Raw genomic sequence first — 16,927 nt, 5'->3', positions numbered from 1 at the left:
AACCCGGAAGCTAAGCCCCCGAGCGCCCATGGTACTGCGGAGTAGTCCGTGGGAGAGCGGGTCGCCGCCGTCCCGCGAGAGGCATTCGGAGGGGGTCCGTCCCTTTGGGGGCGGGCCCCCTCCTTTTTTGTAGAAACGCACCCTCCTGGTGCGATTGAGGAGTGTTAATGGCAGCAAAGCCAACCAGTTCTATCTCTGTTTCCAATCCTTCTGATTTCAAGTCTCTTCATCTCTCCCAGAACGTTCTCAAGGCCGTTGAAGACCTTGGGTATCAGTCCCCCTCACCTGTGCAGGCACAGGCCATCCCAGCCGTTTTGAGTGGCTGTGACGTTATGGCGGCCGCACAGACTGGTACTGGCAAGACCGCCGCCTTTCTTCTTCCCTCGCTCGATCGTCTTGGTCATGCCAGGCGTGGGCAAGGTCCCCTTATGCTCGTGGTCACGCCTACTCGTGAGTTGGCGCAGCAGATTGATGAAGTCTCCTCTGTCATTTGTCGCCATACGGGGCATCATGCCGTTGTTTTGGTTGGTGGCGTTGGTTACGAGCCCCAGAAGAAGGCCCTCAAGAAGGGCTGTGATCTCCTCGTCGCTACCCCCGGTAGGCTCATCGACCTTCTCAACCAAGGATTCGCCGACCTTTCCCAGGTTCAGACCCTTGTCCTGGACGAGGCGGACCGTATGCTCGACATGGGGTTTATCCGCGACATCCGTCGCATCGTCAAGGAGACGCCCTCTAGCAGGCAGACCCTGCTCTTCTCCGCAACGCTTTCCGACGACGTTCTGAGCAATACGAGGGAGCTCGTCCATGATCCCGCGAGGATCGAGATTGCGCCAAAGGGGACAGCCGCCGAGACAGTTGACCAGTATGTTCTCCCCTTGGAGGCATCCGAGAAGAACGCCGCCCTTCCCAGGCTTCTCAAGCTGGAGGGCTCTGAGCGCGTGATTGTGTTCTGCCGCGGAAAGCATCGCGCCGACGGCTTGTGCAGGAAGCTGCGCAAGGCAGGTATTACGTGCGCGCCGATTCACGGCAATAGGACCCAGAACCAGAGGCAGCACTCCTTGGAGCGCTTTAGGCAGGGCGAGGTCGACGTTCTTGTTGCCACCGACGTTCTGGCGCGCGGCATCGACATCCCCGATGTCTCCTACGTCGTTAACTTCGACGTCCCTGGCGAGGCCGAGGACTACATCCATCGCATTGGGCGCACGGGGCGTGCCGGCGAGAGCGGTTGGGCTATCACGTTTGTTACCGAGGACGACTACCTGGACCTTCGCGACGCCGAGAAGCTCATGGGCAAGGTCATCCCCACGTATACCCGTGGGCAGGAGCTTGGGTTGGAGGGTGGCACCCCGTGGTTTAAGGAGGGGCGCAATCCCAAGGAGAAGCTTCCCAACAAGAAGGCTCGCAAGAAGATGGCGCAGCAGCGTGCTGCGGCGCGCGAGGCTGGCGGGGAGGGTTCAGGCGCTACTCGTCGCGTCGTGAGGAACTCGCGGCAGAGGGGCTCGCGTTCCCAGGGAGACGGTCCCAGACGCGCACAGGGGGTCCGTCAGGAGGGCCGTCCCGAGAGGGTCTCACGGGGTTCTCGCCCGTCCTCGCAGGCTAAGGCTAATGGAGACGGGAACCGGAGCAGGACCCGTCGCCATCCTGGGGATCACGGCGGCGCGAGGGCTTCTGCCAGGCGGTAGATGCGTCAAACATGCGAGAGCTTAGAGGGGCCCGATGGCAGGCCCCTTTTTGATGCTTTGACTACCCCGTTGCGCCCTCCGTGGCATTCGGCTGGTCGCCAAGATTTGCATTCGCAGATGTAGGTGCGTTAGGTGAGGTCAAATCATTGGGGAAGTCTGGCTTTCGAGCGATTCCTGCAGGTGGTGCTTAACCACACTAGCCCTCTTGGTGATTCATTCGTCCTGTGCTTAACAACCTTAGGCCTCATGGGGATTCCGAGGCAGCTGGCTTCCTCGGTGGCCTGATCGGCGGCATCATAGCTGGTTACATCGCACTGTTCCTCGAGACCTACATGAAGGTTCCGAAGTGGGCAGAGGCACTTATGCCGATGATGATCATTCCGACGATTACCGCAATCGTGGCGGGTCTCATCATGGTGTTCCTTCTCGGTGGCCCAATCGCAGCACTCACGGGTGGCCTCACCGCCTTCATCAAGGGTCTTGACCAGAGCCAGAAGCTCGCCTACGGCTTCATTCTCGGCTTCATCCAGCACCTCGACTACGGTGGTGCAATCTCGAAGGTTCCTAACCTCATCTGCGACGGCATGATGGCCGATGGTATCTATGGTCCTGAGGCAGTTAAGGTTCTGGGCTCTATGGTTCCTCCCTTCGGCGTGACCCTTGCCCTGGTCCTCTCCAAGGTCGTTCACAAGCCCATCTTCTACAAGGAAGAGGTCGAGAACATCAAGGTTGCTTTCCCGATGGGCATCCGCATGATTACCGAGGGCGTTATCCCCATCGCAATGAATGATCTTGTCCGCACCATCATCTCCACCGCTCTGGGCGATGCCGTGTGTGGCGCAATCGCATTCTCCATGGGTGTCGAGTCCATGGTTCCCTCTGGTGGCATGTTCGTCGTTCCTGCAATGAAGAATCCTGGCTGGGCCCTCGTCGCCCTTGCCGCAGGCTCTCTCGTCACCGCGGTCATGCTTCTTATCCTCAAGAAGCCGATCGACCCGGAGATGGAGAAGAAGGTCGAGGAGGAAGAGAAGGTCGACCTCTCTGGTTTGAGCTTTAGCTAGTCCAAGTGATGGCGCGGAACCTTGGGAACCTAGGTTCCGTGCCATACGACGAAGGATTCACTTTTCTCTCGACAAATCCAAGCCGACAAAGGAAGTGTGGTACTTGCCATGTACGTTTCGATGAAGGGCATGCTCGCGAAGGCGAACAAAGAGGGCTACGCCGTGATGGCAATCAACGCCTTTAACCTGGAGTCTGCCGCTGGCGTAATTCACGCGGCGACCAAGATGAACTCCCCGATCATCATTGACCTGCTCCAGGACCACGTTAAGGCCTACTTTGACTGCGACGTCCTCACCAAGCCCATCATCAAGATGGCGGAGCAGACCCACGTCCCCGTTGCGATTAACCTCGACCACGGCAGCGACGTCGCGCACCTCAAGCGCTGCCTGCACGAGGGCTTCTCGAGCGTGATGATCGACGCCTCCGCGCACCCCTTTGACGAGAACGTGGCAATTACCCGCTCCGTGGTCGAGTTTGCCCAGGAGTTTGACGCAAGCGTCGAGGCCGAGGTCGGCAATATGGGGCCGGTGGGGGAGGGCGCCGGCTTCACCGAGTCGGACATGTACACCAACCCCGATGCCGCAATCGACTTCATCAACAAGACGGGTGTCGATGCCCTTGCCGTCTCGTTTGGGTCGACGCACGGCGACTACCCCGAGGGCTACGTGCCGACGTTCCACTTTGACATCGTCGAGAAGATTAAGGCCGCGACGGGCAAGCCGCTCGTCCTCCACGGTGGCTCCGGCAACCCCGACTCCGAGGTTGCCGAGGCGGTCAGGATTGGCATCCAGAAGGTGAACATCTCCTCCGACTACAAGAGCGCCTTCTTCACCAAAGCCCGCGAGATTCTGGCACAGCCCAACTCCGGCTGGGATCCCAACAACTTGTTCCCCGAGTGCATCGAGGCCGGTAAGCAGGTTATCAAGCACAAGATGGAACTCTTCGACAGCAAGGGCAAGGCGGCGCTGTATCGTGAGAGTGGCGTGAAGCAGTGGAGGCAGGACCAGGAGTAGGACCTTCCCCATACGGCCCCGCCGGCGGTTGTTGGCGGGGCCGTTTTTTGTGGGAGGGTGTGGTCCCACGGAAGAGAGAGGCGGTTCTGATGGCAAGGATTGGCGCCGTTGAGGCGGGTGGCACCAAGATGGTGCTGGCCATCGGCGACGAGGCGGGTCACGTCACCGAGCGCGAGGAGATTCCCACGACCACGCCCGACGACTGCGTGGCTGAGATGGTCGAGTGGTTCAGGACTCGCGACGTCGACGCGCTGGGCATAGGCGCGTTTGGTCCCACGGCGGTGAACCCCAGTGACCCGAGGTTTGGGCAGATCCTCGAGACCCCCAAGACGGCTTGGAAGTACTACGACCTGCGTGGCGCCTTCGTCCGCGGGCTCAACGTTCCCGTGGGCTACGACACCGACGTGAACGTGGCCTGCCTGGGGGAGGTCGTGTTTGGCTCCGCAAAGGGCCTCTCCAACGTGGTGTACGTCACCATCGGTACCGGAATCGGCGCGGGCGTGATGGTGGAGGGCAACCTGCTCCATGGCATGCTCCACGCGGAGGCGGGCCACATCATCGTCCCGCGCGTCCCCGGTGACGACGCCACCTGCGTGTGCCCGTACCACGACTGCTGCTTCGAGGGCATGGCGGCCGGCCCCGCGATCGAGCATCGCTGGGGGAAGAAGGGCTACGAGCTCGCCGACCGCGACGAGGTCTGGGAGCTGGAGAGCACCTACCTTGCCGAGGGCGTCTCGACCTACGTGTTGTGCTACTCTCCGCAGAAGATCGTGCTGGGCGGCGGTGTCATGAAGCAGGAGCAGCTGTTCCCACTCGTGCGCCAGAAGACGCTCAAGATGCTCAACGGGTATCTGGTTACTCCCGAGCTGCAGGACATCGACAACTACATTGTCCCCGCTGGTTGCGGTGGCGACCAGGGCATTCTGGGTTCGCTGGAGCTGGGTCGCCGCGCGCTCGCCGCAAAGTAGTGCTTCGCGTCGCAGTCGGGTGCCACACAGAAGAGAGAGGAAGAGGTATGGGTTTCCTGAGCAACAAGAACGTGATGCTGGAGCAGCACGAGGAAAGTCGTCTGGACGTGCTCCGCGCGGTGGCAAACAAGGCTGCCGAGCTGGGTGTGACGGAGGATCCCGATGCCGTGTACCAGGCGTTTCTCGACCGCGAGGACATGGGTGCCACGGGGATGACCGAGGGGTTTGCGATTCCCCACGCAAAGAGCCCCGCGATCACCGCGGCGACCGTCGTGGTGTTCAAGAACGACAAGGCGCTGGAGTGGCCGTCGTTTGACGAGCAGCCGGTCGACATCGCCATCGCCCTCCTGGTGCCCGACGGCGAGGCGGGGACCACGCACATCAAGCTGCTGTCCAAGACCGCAGTGCTGCTGATGGACGACGCTTTCAAGGAGATGGTCCGCAGCTCAAACGACGCGGACCAGATTGCCGCGGCAATCAACGAAAAGCTCGAGGAGGAGTAGGGCCGAGGCAGCTCTCCCTTGCTGGCGGGTCGGGGGCCTTTGCTCCCCGGCCCGCTTTTTTCATGAGCCTCCGCGCTTACTTGGAGCGGCCCGTATGGTCGAGAAGCCCGTACTCCTCGTACAGCGAGAGGACCGCGCGATACGTGAGCCGGTTTGCCACCAGCTGTCGGTAGGTTGCCGTGCGCGTGAGTCCCTCCGAGCGCAGGCGGTCGAGCTCGATGCCCTCCTCGCTCTCGCGGCGCTGGACGTCGGCGAGCATGGTCTCAAATGCCTCCAAGCGGTCCATCTTGCCTCCTCTTGCGGTAGTGCGGTCGGAAAGGCGGGGGAGAGGGGCGCTGCCATTGGGCTGTCCGGCTGCCTCCACGGTTGTCACCAGGTGGCGAACTCGACGTTGTCGAGCGACCAGTGCACGTCGCGGATGTAATCCTGGAGCGCCTTGCCGTCACCCGCCTCGAACAGTTCGAGGATGTGACGGTGCTCCTCGTTTGCCGCCCGCATGTTCTGCAGCGCCTGCGGGTCGTCGCGCTGGTACGAGCGGGACGACAGCTGGCTCATGAGCTCGCCGAGCGCCTTCATCAGGCGCCTGTTGCCGCAGCGGTCGATGTAGTGCTGGTGAAACTCGTGCTGCAGGTCGTAGTAGCGTGCGGTTAGCCCGCCCGCGATGGCAAGCTCCATCGACTCGCACAGAAAGCCCATGTCTGCCAGGTCGTCCCCGTTCATGTTGGGGAGGGCGAGGAGTGCCGCGCGCCCGTCGAGCGGACCCAGCATCTCAAAGACCTCGCGCGCGCTCTGCTCATCAAAGCTCCGCACGCGGAAGCCGCGGCGCGGGATGCCCTCCAGGTACCCGTCCGCCTCCAGCTGTATCAGGGCTTCGCGCACGGGGGTGCGGCTCACCCCCAGGGAGTCGCACACGGCAAGTTCCGCGACCCTCTCGCCTTCCTTAAGCTCCCCGCGCTCAATCCGTGCCCTCAACTCGTCGTACACGCGCTGCTTAAGCGACGTCGATGCCTGTCCTGCCATGCCGCCTCCTTTGTCAGCAAGATTGTATACATGTATGAAGTAAGACACAAGCAATGCGTGAGCGATTGCACAACCATTTGTGGCTCACAAGTAACCGCTCGTAAAACAGATGGTAGACAGAAACGGAAGTGCTTGACTGAGGCGAATTGTATTTTGTATACATAACTCAGCAAGGCAAGCAGGCGAGAGGTGCGGCCCACGTCGCGGCAACCAGCTCCGTGAATCGCGCCTCATGTACAGAAGGGACTCACCATGGCAAGCAACTTCACCCACGCTATCGTCCGTCGCCCCTCCCACTCCGTGATCGACGGCATCGCGGACTTCACCGACAAGGGCAAGCCCATCTACGAGAAGGCGATGGAGCAGCACGACCAGTACGTCGAGGCGCTCAAGCAGGCGGGGCTCGAGGTCACCGTGCTCCCTGCGCTCGAGGACTACCCCGACTCCGTGTTTGTGGAGGACACCGCGGTCATCACCCCCAAGGGCGCCATCTCCGACCGCCCCGGCGCGCCGACTCGCCGCGAGGAGGCCGCGCTCATGCTGCCCACGCTGCACGAGTTCTTTGACGACGACCAGATCAAGGTCATCACCGACCCTGCGACCCTCGAGGGCGGCGACGTCATGATGGTGGACGACCACTATTACGTGGGCCACTCCCAGCGCACCAACGACGAGGGCTTCCGCCAGTTCAGCGGCTTCCTCGCCGAGTGGGGCTACACCGCCGAGCAGGTTCCCGTGGAGCACATCCTGCACCTCAAGACCGGCGGCACCTACGTGGAGGACGGCAACCTGCTGGTGTGCGGCGAGTTCAAGACCAAGCCTGCCTACCACCGCGGTCAGTTCAACCTGTTCGAGGTCCCGGACGAGGAGGCCTACGGTGCCGACTGCGTGCGCATCAACGACTACGTGGTCATGGCCAAGGGCTATCCGCGCGTCAAGGCCCAGCTCCAGAAGTGGGGCTACAAGATCATCGAGGTCGAGATGACCGAGTTCGAGAAGATCGACGGCTCCATCACCTGCCTCTCGCTCCGCTGGTAGCCATAAACCCATGGGGGCGGGCGTCGTTCGCGGCGCTCGTCCCTCTCTCCCACGAACGGAGGCAACATGTCTGACGCAGCCGAAGGCAAGGCAGGCGAGAGACAAGGTGGCATCGGGTTCTTTGGCCTGGTCGGCCTGGTTGTGAGCTCGTGCATCGGCACCGGCGTCTTCGCGCTGACCGGCCAGCTGGCCGGGGTGGCGTCCCCCGGCGGCGTGCTGGTCTCGTGGCTGGTGGTGGGCGTGGGGTTCCTCATGCTTGCCTTCTCACTCAACAATCTCGTGAGCAAGAAGCCCGAGCTCAACAGCATCTACGCCTATGCGCAGGAGGGGTTTGGCCCCTTCACCGGTTTCGTCTCGGGCTGGGGGTACTGGCTCTCTGCCTGGCTGGGCAACGTGGCGTTTGCGACGATCCTGGCGTCCACCATCGGATACTTCTTCCCGTACTTCCTCCCTGGCAACAACATCGGCTCCATCCTCATGGGCTCCCTCATCAACTGGGTGCTTGTGGCGCTGGTCATCCGTGGCGTCGAGAGTGCCTCGTTCCTCAACGCGCTCATCATGGTCGTCAAGGTCGCTGCACTGGCGGTGTTCATCGTGCTGTGTGGCGTGAGCTTTGACGCGGGAATCTTCACGGCGGACTTCTGGGGCAACGTGTACAACAACGCCGTCGCGGCGGGCACTGCGGGCGATGGGGCGGTGTCTCTCGGCAGCCTCTCCACGCAGATTCAGAACTGCCTCATCACCATGATGTGGGTGTTCATCGGCATTGAGGGCGCGAGCGTCGTCACCTCTCGCGCCCGCAAGCGCTCCGAGGCCGGCACCGCGACCGTGGTGGGCCTCCTCATCGTTGTCGCCATCTACCTGGGGGCCTCGCTCCTGCCATACGGCGTGATGCCGTACACCGAGGTCGCCAAGCTCAACTATCCTGCCATGCTCTACGTGTTCGAGAAGGTCGCCCCTGGCTGGGGTGGTGCGTTCATCGCCATCGCGATGCTGATCTCGGGCTTTGGCTGCTGGCTCTCGTTCACCCTGCTTCCCGCCGAGGTCACGCAGCGCATGGCGGACGACCACCTGCTGGGTTCGTGGTGGGGCAAGCTCAATGCCAACCGCGCGCCGCGCAACTCGCTGATCGTGGTTGGCATCTGCACGCAGCTTTTCATGGCGTCGCTGCTCTTCACCGAGGACGCCTACAACTTCGCGCTGTCCATGTGCACCGTCTCTATCGCCATCACCTGGGCCCTTGCGGCGGCATACCAGGTCAAACTCTCCGTGCAGCGTCACGAGGCGGGGCAGGCGATAATCGGCCTCATCGCCACGGTGTTCCTCGTGGCGGGAACCGTGCTCAGCGGCTGGCAGTACCTGCTCATGTGCTGCCTGGGCTACATTCCCGGCCTGTTTTTCTTTGCTGCCGGTCGCAGGGAGAACGGCAAGAGCGTTTTCGGTCGGCAGGACGTCGCGGTCGCCGTGGTGATTGTCGTCGCAGCCGTTGCGGCGGTGGTTCTCCTCGCCATGGGGGTCATGAGCTTCTAGCGAGTAGGGGAGAGGAGCGATTCTCTTTCGGTGCGGCGGCTGCCTTCGGGTTGCCGCCGTTCCCTGTTTGTATGCAGTTCGTGGCCGAAAGGGACTGGGACTCTCGCGTGAATAGAAAACTCTAGTTAGAGGTAAAAGCAGAACAATGAAGCGACGAATGATGAGGAGGGGAGAGCATGGAAGAGGGGCTCAACGAGAAGTCGGGTGACGTGACCGAACCCACTGCCGCTGGGATGACGCGCCTGGATTCCCAGCTGGTGATCGGGCTGCATCGCGTCGTGCAGGACCTTGACCGTCGTACGGCTTCGATTGCCCGGGCACATGGGCTCACGGTTTCGCAGTTCGCCGTGCTGGAAGCGCTTCTCAACAAGGGGCCGCTCCCGATGGGCGAGCTGAGGGAGGCGGTTCTCAGCAGCGAAGGCACCATCCCCGTGGTGGTGCGGCACCTCCAGGGGCGCGGCCTGGTCGAGCGGCGGAGGGATGACCTCGATGCCCGCCGTAGCATTGTGAGTCTGACGTCGTCGGGATGCGAGCTCGCCGAGCAGGTGTGCCCGGACAACGCGAGGGAACTGGAACGGTCACTCGCGGCATGGTCGCCAGAGGAGCGGAGCGAGGTAGTTCGTCTCGTCCGTGCGTACCGGAGGGGAAATCGGTAGTCGCTTTTCTCACTTAGTAAAGCCTCTATGTAGAGATAAAAATTCGTAACTTTGTGCCAACGGGCGCAGAATAGGAGACAACAATGCTTCGCAAGGTCACGAAGGCAATCAAGGGCGTTCCGGTGCAGGATGGCGCGGGCGTCAAGCTCACGCGCGTGCTGGGAAATTGGACCACCGATGCGTTCGACCCGTTCCTGATGCTCGACGCATTTGATTCGACCAACCCCGACGAGTACATGGACGGGTTTCCCATGCACCCGCACCGCGGAATCGAGACGGTCACGTTCATCTCGCGTGGGTCGATGGTTCACCAGGACCACCTGGGCACCAAGGCAACCGTCACCGACGGCGAGGCGCAGTGGCTCACCGCTGGCTCGGGGGCGTTCCACTCCGAGATGCCCGGTCGCTCGCCCCATTTTCTGGGCGTGCAGTTGTGGCTCAACCTTCCCGCGCGCGACAAGATGACGGCGGCGCCCTTCTATCACGGGATCACGCGCGACCAGATCAGGGAGTTCGACCTCGATGGCGGAAAGCTGCGGCTTCTGACGGGGAGCTACGGAAAGGCGCATGGCTTCCAGGGAAAGTACCTTCCGCTCGACTACTACGACATCCTGCTGGAGCCCCATGCAAAGGTCACGCTGGACGTTCCCGGTGACCGCTCGGTCATGGCGTTCACGCTGGTGGGGGATGCCACGGTGAGTGGCACTCCGGTGGGGGAGAAGACCGCTGTCCGTCTTGGCGAGGGAGACCAGGTGATGATTGAGGCTGGTGATACGGCAATCGAGTTCCTGCTGATGAGCTCCGTTCGCCTGAGCGAGCCGGTGGCGTGGCTCGGCCCCATCGTGATGAACACGGACGAGGAGCTTGCGGAGGCGTTCAACGACATCGACGCGGGAACCTTCGTTCGCCAGGAGGCGGGATACGACAACCGTCGCTGAGTGAGAGGTGCGTCGAAATCGTAGGAGCGAGAAACGCATCGGAAGGCGAGCCGCAACCTTTGGAAGGGGGAGGGAACAGGCTTGGGAAAGTTCCTGCTGCGCGTCACGGAAGCGCGTCGGTGATGGCTGAAGGTGTCTTCGAGTCGCTCCTCGTGGCGTTACCTGCTGGGGAAATGCGACCTGTGGCAATCAGGAAGCGTTGGGGACCCAACGGCTGCTGAGGAAATGCGACCTGTGGCAATCAGCGGGGTCCCAAGGGGTCTGCCTGCCGATGAATCATGAGTTGTGGCAGCGATTCGGTTGCTTCCGCAGCCCGAAAGCCGACGTTTCTCAGTCGGAGCGGCCTTGGGATTGCCACAGGTCGCATTTCCTCAGCACCCTCGGACACGGACCTCGCCCTGCCGCCCCAACCAACCCCACAAAATAGGAGCCCCGCGGGCCAGACGGCCCGCGGGGCTCCCCTCGCTTGGGTTCGTGGCCTGCGCCGTGACCCTCGCTACTGCTTCACGCCGTACCAGGCGATTCCCTCCTGGTTCCAGCCGGCGTTGGCGAGCATCTCGTCCTCTGCCTTGTTGGTCGTGAAGTTGTGCGCGCCGGCCTTGGCGTTGGGGTTGTACTCGCGGTACACGGGCTCGCCCTTGGCGTCGTCGGAGTACCAGCCGATGCCCTCGTACCTCCAGCCGGCCTTGACCAGCGAGTCCTTCTCGGCCGCGCTGGTGGTGTAGTGGTGGTCGCCCGCGTTGGGGTTGTACAGGCGGTACACGGGGGTGCTGGAGCTGGTGGGCGCCATCCAGCCGATGCCCTCGTACCTCCAGCCGGCCTTCACGAGCGAGCCCGCCTCGTAGGAGCTTGCGGTGTAGAAGTGCTCGCCGGAGTTGGGGTTGTACAGGCGGTACATGGAGCCGGCAGGCTCGGGCTCGACGGGCTTGGACACGCTGATCGTCGCCACGTCGGACTCGGTGGAGAGGCCGCCCTCGTTGGTCACGACGACCTTGTACTGGGCCTCGCCCTCGTCGGTGGTGGCGGGGGTGTAGGTGTCAGACGTCGAGACCTTCTTCCAGGTCTTGCCGCCGTCGGTGGACTTCATCCACTGGTACGAGAGGCTCGTGCCGGCGGGTTCGGTCGCCTGGACGGACAGTGCGGTCGCGGCGTCCTTCTGTACGTAGCTGGCGCTCGCGGGCTGGGTGGTGATGGTGGGCGCGACGACCTTGGACGCGTACTGCAGCGGGTCCTTGAGGGTCTTGTTGGTCGCGTCGTAGTCGCTCGGGGTGAAGGTGGTGGAGCCATCTGCGTTCTTCTGGCCGTTGTTGTAGAAGTCGCGCATCTCGGTCAGGAGCGTCTGCAGCTTGGCGTAGGTGGCCTTGCTCACGACGTCAAACGCCTTGTTGGCCAGGTCGGTGCGGCCGGAGGCGTCGGTCGCCTGCATCTTGGCGTCCACGACCTCCTGCTGGGCGATGATCTCCTTCTGCAGCGCGTCCAGGTAGGCGCGGGTGCCGGAGGCCATGGTGGAGCGGTTCTGGAACGCCAGCGTGTTGATGTCCATCAGCACGTAGTCGAGCGGCATGCCGTTGACGTCGCCTGCGAGGGCGGACGAGACAAGATCCTGCTCGTAGTCGTTGTTGGCGTTGTAGGTGGAGTCGAGCGTGTTCCAGGTGCTCGCGTCGTCCTCGGGGAAGATCGTGGTGTCGACCTGGGTCAGGAGCGCGGAGTAGCTGGGCAGCGCGACGCTGAACTCGGCGCGGCTCAGGGCCTCCCACTGCACGGTGGCGATGGAGGAGTCAAGCCCGGAGCGGATGTCGAACATGTGGGTCTCGACGGTGTGGTCGTTACCCACGGGCCAGATGCTGGCGTTCTCGTTGGAGTTGAGGCCAGAGACGTTCTCGCCGCGGGTTGCGTAGGAGCGAAGCGCGGTGAACAGGCTGATCTTGTCGCCGCTGGGGGTGAAGAACAGCTGCGGGTCGGTCAGCGTGGCGACGCCGGACCAGCCGTCGGAGCCCTTGCCCAGGGTGTAGTCGGTGCCCTCGGTCAGCGAGTCGCCAAAGTACAGGTGAGCCTGCACGTAGCGGGAGTACTGCGCCGCGCCGGGGTCGGCCAGCCCGAAGGAGGTGCCCACGTCCAGCTGCCCGTCGTCAAAGTACGTGGCGCTGCCTGCGGTCTTGGCGGTCTCCTCCAGGTTGGCGGAGTGCAGGCACACGCTGGTGTCGCTCAGGTTCACATCGTACTTTAGGTTGCCCATGTTGGGGTCGACCGAGACCTTGTCGGGGGCGACCTTGGTCATGTTGACCGCGCACCACTGGGTGCCAGAGACCATGAAGAAGTCCCAGGTCTCGTTGGCGTCCGCGATGATGATGGAGTTGCAGTCGTAGGCGCCCTTCTCGTCGATGATCTTGCCAAGCAGCTCCACGCCCTCGCGAGCGGTGGAGGCACAGCTCAGCACGATGTCAGCGGCGTTGTACTCGCCCAGGCCGGTGTTGGTGCCCTTGTCGGCGCCGGTTGGGTCAACGGCCTTGACCTTGTCGTTGTAGTCGCCGGTGTCGGTTGCGGAGACGCTCACACCCTTCTCGTTGGTGCCCGCCTCGCCGTAGGCATCCGTGTGGTTGTCCCAGCCGGTGGGGCTGTCGCGCACGAACGTGTAACGGTACGTGGTGCCCTCGTAGGTCCAGACAAAGTCACCGTCGTTCCAGTTCTCGTAAGAGCTGAAGGTGGGGTTGGTCTGGGGCTGCTTGATGCCAAACACCTTGGAGTGACGGTCGGAGTAGTCCTCCGAGCGGCCCACGTAGGTGTCGCCAGAAGCGGTGGTCTGCGGACCCATGTAGATCTGGGTGCAGGCGAGGGCCGCTGTGGGCATGGCCACCATGATGGATGCGGCGACGGTCACCGCCTTCCCAAAGTTGAGGAACGCCCTCTTGGCGCCCCCGAGTCTGAAGTGCCTCATAGCCCTTTCAGTCTCCTCCCTTTAAACGGATAATATGGACAAAACAACACATGCATATTCTGCGATTGGGATATTTTGGGTTCAATGGGTTTAATCCTGGTTAACTTAAAGTTAATGCAGAATACCTGCAGGTAACAGCATAACTACCGTTGGCGGAAAAAGTTGCTCATCTCGCCTGTAAATTGCTGTTACGTCCGCAAGAATAGCCCGTTAAGACGGATTGTTTGACGATGCCCCCCCCACTCTGAAACAACGATTAGAAAACCTTTAGTTCTGCATATAGATTAGTTTCAGTTTGAGCTTGTCACATGGTCAGGTGCGATTGTCAACCAATCTAGCCATTACCACTATATGCAATAAAGTGAGTAAAACTTTACATTAAGATGAGAAGTGCGGCACCATCCCTTTGACGCGTTTCGTCGGCAGTCTCGGGCCTCTTGCCTGTTGCCTTGCGGGTAGATTCGCCGGGCTTGTCTCCGTTGGCTGCACGGTGATGGGCATGTCTGTAGCGGCGTGCGTGCGGAGGAATAAGCACAGCAACGGATAGCGTAGGAAGATGAGAAAAGCCCGGGGTGCAACCGGGCTTTTCGAATCGATGCGCCTGCGCCGCCCACATCAGCCTTAACAGAGGACGGGCATCGCTGGTGTACCTACACCATACCCGACGGGCGGACCCATAATCCAACCCTTCGAGGTTTGGAATGCGCTGCTTGTTTGGGCTTGTTTCCTGATGGCTTTCCAGGAGGGTATCCGTCACACCGACTACCAGGTAGCAGGTGGTATGACCGCAGGGGAGGGCGAGGACCTGTTCGTGCGTGGCGAGCTCTCCTTAAGATGCGTGGGGCTGCCGTGGCTGCGAGAGCTCAAGCATACGCGGCAATGCGAACGCGCGTGAGGCATCCCTACCGCAGCGCTTCGGTGACGCGGCTCCGCAGGTCGGGGAGCACGTCCTCCTCAAACCAGGGGTTCTTGCGCAGCCAGATCTGGTTGCGCGGCGACGGGTGTACGAGCGGGAAGTACTCGGGCAGGTAGGCCCTGTAGCCGTGGACCACGTCGGTGAGGCGATCCTTGCTGCTCAGGTGCAGGTACCTGCGTGTGGCGTAGTTGCCCACCAGCACGGTCAGGCGCACCTCGGGCATGCGGGCGAGAAGGACGGGATGCCACTTCTCGGCAAACCCCTTCCGCGGCGGAAGGTCTCCCGACTTCCCCGCACCGGGGAAGTAGAAGTCCATGGGCATGATGGAGACGCGCTGCGGGTCGTAGAAGGTCTTGCGGTCGATGCCCAGCCAGTCGCGCAGCCGGTCGCCGCTCTTGTCGTTCCAGGGGATGCGCGTGTCCTGGGCGATGCGCCCCGGCGCCTGCCCCACGATCACGATGCGCGCGTGCGACCCCGCCGTGAACAACGGGTCAATGCCCCGCTCCGTGTAGTCGCGGTTCTGCTCGTCGTTGCGGATCGCCTGGAACACGTCCGCAAACTCCTGCCCCAGGTCGGGGGCCTCCTGCTCATCCATTGCCATCTCTTCTCTCGCTTGGCTTGCCGCACGTTATCGTAGGCGGCTATGCCCCAAAGTGGTCCCTCGCAAAGCCCATGCGCTGGACCACTTCCAGGGTCCCAAGGTAGGCGCCCGAGCGGTCGCGCACGGCCATGTACCGCACCAGCACGGGCTCGCCCTCCTTCTGCATCCACACGTCAACCGAGTCCTGGCTCCCGCTCCGGAGCGTCTGGATCACCGAGCGCACCATTGGCTGAATCTTGGGCGGGTGGCACGACCAGACCTCGCGGCCCAGCGCCGAGGGCGGACGCTTGAAGAGCTTCTTCTCTCCGTCGTCGTTCCAGTAGCGGTTGATGTCGTCGCCGTCCACAAACGTGACCTCGAGCGGCAGCGTGTTGAGCATCGCGTCCAGCTGCGCCACGGTCAGGCTTCCCGATGCCAGGCGGACCTCGCCGGGCGTCGCAACGCCGTCGGAGTCGCTGGCAGGCGAGACGCCCATGCCACCCTCGGCCGCCTTGGACCACTGCGTCAGGTACCTCTCACCCGTCTGCCAGGTTCCCGCGTCCTTGATCAGGCACAGGTCGTACCCCCTCATGTCGACGTACATCTGCAGCCACTCGTCGTCCGTGAGGTTCTGGGCGCACAGCGGGAGCAGGATGTTCGCCTCCTTGTAGGTCATCTCGTCAATGCGTGTGAGCAGGGCGTTCGCGCGCTCGAGCCAGCTTGCGTCGCGCTCGCTGGCGGCAAGCAGCGAGCCCAGCTCCGCGCGGATCTCGTCGTCCACGCCCCACATGACGTCGGAGGGGCCGGAGTAGCCGTGGCGCAGCTTTAGGATGGGGTAGATTAGGTCGCCCTTCTTGGCGTAGTGGATTCCTAGGGCCGACAGCGTGCGCAGCTCGTCTGTGGCGGCATCGGTCCCAAGTGCCTTGCGGGTGCGTGTCGACTGGCTTGCGATTGCCTCGTTCTCCGCCGCAAGCACGTGGACGGGGTGGCCGGGGATGGCGGAGAGGACCTTGGTCTTGAAGTCGTCCGCGCCCGATCCGCTGGCGAGCGACCCCATCACCGCCTCCTCGGCGTTGGCGATGCGCTCCTCGCGCGTGGAGCCGTGGAACAGGGCGGAGTGGACGTCGCACAGGCGCTGCACGTCGTCGATCCTGGCGCCGCCCTCGATCAGCGACTGCTCCGCGCGTGCGATCTCTCCCGCGTCGACGTCCGCGAAGTTTGCCACAAAGTCAGCGCGAACCGACTCCAGCCGCTCGCCTGCCGAGAGCCTGGCCACATAGCTCTCCAGCAGCTTGGCGCGACCGGCCTCGTCCAGGCCCTCGACCTTCTCGCCCGTGGCAGGAGCGTTGTGGGACGCGGCGTCCGAGGGACTGGGGGAGAGGGACGTGGGCGCAGGAGCTGCTGATGCCGATTCCGTTGGCGCCGCGTCGTCCTGGGCCGCAGCCGGGTCTGCCGCGCTGCCAGCGGAGGCGGATTCTGCGGAGGTGCCCGCGGGCTTCTCGCCTGTGGTGGAAGGGGTGGCGCCTGACGCCTCGCCGCCACGTTCGCCCGCGTTCACCACCGTGAAGCCGGCGTCCTCGAACGCCCTCACGGCGTCGTCCAGGCTAATGCCCTTGATGGCGCAGCCCCTGGGCACGGTCATGACCCGCCCGACGGTCTCGAGCGCGGCGGGCTTGGTGATGTCGGTGAAGCCGATGCTGGCCATCACCTGCGTGAAGCCGGGGTTCTGGCTGGCGAGGTCGTGGACGCTCCTGCTGAGGTCGAGTTCTTGCGGCATGTGAGCCTCCCTGTTCTGTCGTGACGGGCTGCGCGCCCGCGTTGTTCGCGGTTGGGGCGCGTTTGGGCAAAACGGGTCCAGGCGTGGTGGCCTTGTCTTGCATGCGCCCCCTGTTTGGCAAGAATCCTAGTGAGATTAGCCGTGGCAAACTGTTGTGATTACAACAAAACTGGCATCCAGTAAAATTAGGCGCGTTTAGACCCTTCCTAAACGCGCCAATCCTTACGAGACTCCTTGGCGGGAGGGGGCTCTCCAGCCCGAATGTCCGGGCGCGCCGAAGTACCTCCTGGGCGCATCACCCCACCGGGG

The 16,927-nt window shown here is 62.8% G+C and carries 14 protein-coding genes; 9 read left to right on the top strand and 5 right to left on the bottom strand.

The genetic code is table 11. The features are described 5' to 3' along the window. Positions 1-167: 167 nt before the first annotated feature. The 5 genes from FYJ68_RS06705 (at position 168) to FYJ68_RS06685 (ending at position 5,228) form a co-directional block, all read left to right on the top strand. A complete protein-coding gene (locus FYJ68_RS06705; protein WP_154435280.1) occupies positions 168-1,682 on the top strand; it encodes a DEAD/DEAH box helicase in 1,515 nt (504 codons plus the stop codon). 224 nt (positions 1,683-1,906) lie between these two features. Beyond that, a complete protein-coding gene (locus FYJ68_RS06700) occupies positions 1,907-2,743 on the top strand; it encodes a PTS fructose transporter subunit IIC (RefSeq protein WP_195837744.1) in 837 nt (278 codons plus the stop codon). Between the two features lie 108 nt (positions 2,744-2,851). Next, on the top strand, positions 2,852-3,757 hold the full coding sequence (locus FYJ68_RS06695) for a class II fructose-bisphosphate aldolase (protein WP_154435278.1): 906 nt from the start codon (positions 2,852-2,854) through the stop codon (positions 3,755-3,757). A gap of 89 nt (positions 3,758-3,846) precedes the next feature. Next, the gene (locus FYJ68_RS06690) at positions 3,847-4,725 is read left to right on the top strand and encodes an ROK family protein (RefSeq protein WP_154435276.1); all 879 of its coding nucleotides are present in this window, start codon (positions 3,847-3,849) and stop codon (positions 4,723-4,725) included. 47 nt (positions 4,726-4,772) lie between these two features. Beyond that, positions 4,773-5,228, top strand: a complete 456-nt coding sequence (locus tag FYJ68_RS06685; RefSeq protein ID WP_154435274.1) for a PTS sugar transporter subunit IIA — start codon at positions 4,773-4,775, stop codon at positions 5,226-5,228. Between the two features lie 76 nt (positions 5,229-5,304). Here FYJ68_RS06685 and FYJ68_RS06680 read toward each other — a convergent pair whose 3' ends face one another. Beyond that, a complete protein-coding gene (locus tag FYJ68_RS06680) occupies positions 5,305-5,514 on the bottom strand; it encodes a hypothetical protein (protein WP_154435272.1) in 210 nt (69 codons plus the stop codon). A gap of 83 nt (positions 5,515-5,597) precedes the next feature. Next, positions 5,598-6,248, bottom strand: coding sequence for a GntR family transcriptional regulator (locus FYJ68_RS06675; protein ID WP_154435270.1), 651 nt, complete (start codon positions 6,246-6,248; stop codon positions 5,598-5,600). A gap of 252 nt (positions 6,249-6,500) precedes the next feature. Between FYJ68_RS06675 and FYJ68_RS06670 the strand changes: the two genes are divergently transcribed. The 4 genes from FYJ68_RS06670 to FYJ68_RS06655 all read left to right on the top strand — a co-directional run bounded on the left by FYJ68_RS06670 (position 6,501) and on the right by FYJ68_RS06655 (position 10,410). Then, the gene (locus FYJ68_RS06670; RefSeq protein WP_154435268.1) at positions 6,501-7,286 is read left to right on the top strand and encodes a dimethylarginine dimethylaminohydrolase family protein; all 786 of its coding nucleotides are present in this window, start codon (positions 6,501-6,503) and stop codon (positions 7,284-7,286) included. 66 nt (positions 7,287-7,352) lie between these two features. Then, positions 7,353-8,816, top strand: coding sequence for a basic amino acid/polyamine antiporter (locus FYJ68_RS06665; protein WP_154435266.1), 1,464 nt, complete (start codon positions 7,353-7,355; stop codon positions 8,814-8,816). A gap of 176 nt (positions 8,817-8,992) precedes the next feature. After that, positions 8,993-9,472, top strand: a complete 480-nt coding sequence (locus tag FYJ68_RS06660) for a MarR family winged helix-turn-helix transcriptional regulator (RefSeq protein WP_229772083.1) — start codon at positions 8,993-8,995, stop codon at positions 9,470-9,472. 83 nt (positions 9,473-9,555) lie between these two features. After that, positions 9,556-10,410: a pirin family protein gene (locus FYJ68_RS06655; RefSeq protein WP_154435264.1), complete on the top strand. Its 855-nt coding sequence runs from the start codon at positions 9,556-9,558 to the stop codon at positions 10,408-10,410. Positions 10,411-10,906: 496 nt separating this feature from the next. Here the strand turns inward: FYJ68_RS06655 and FYJ68_RS06650 are convergent, their stop codons facing one another. The 3 genes from FYJ68_RS06650 to FYJ68_RS06640 all read right to left on the bottom strand — a co-directional run bounded on the left by FYJ68_RS06650 (position 10,907) and on the right by FYJ68_RS06640 (position 16,618). Beyond that, a complete protein-coding gene (locus FYJ68_RS06650; protein ID WP_154435262.1) occupies positions 10,907-13,345 on the bottom strand; it encodes a C69 family dipeptidase in 2,439 nt (812 codons plus the stop codon). A 902-nt stretch (positions 13,346-14,247) separates the two neighbouring features. Then, a complete protein-coding gene (locus FYJ68_RS06645; RefSeq protein WP_229772082.1) occupies positions 14,248-14,856 on the bottom strand; it encodes a uracil-DNA glycosylase family protein in 609 nt (202 codons plus the stop codon). A gap of 46 nt (positions 14,857-14,902) precedes the next feature. Beyond that, positions 14,903-16,618: a DUF438 domain-containing protein gene (locus FYJ68_RS06640; RefSeq protein ID WP_154435258.1), complete on the bottom strand. Its 1,716-nt coding sequence runs from the start codon at positions 16,616-16,618 to the stop codon at positions 14,903-14,905. Between the last annotated feature and the right edge of the window lie 309 nt (positions 16,619-16,927).

It is taken from the genome of Olsenella porci (genome assembly GCF_009695875.1).
GTDB classification, from domain to species: Bacteria; Actinomycetota; Coriobacteriia; order Coriobacteriales; family Atopobiaceae; genus Olsenella_H; species Olsenella_H porci.
This window is presented reverse-complemented; position numbering and strand designations above follow the sequence as displayed.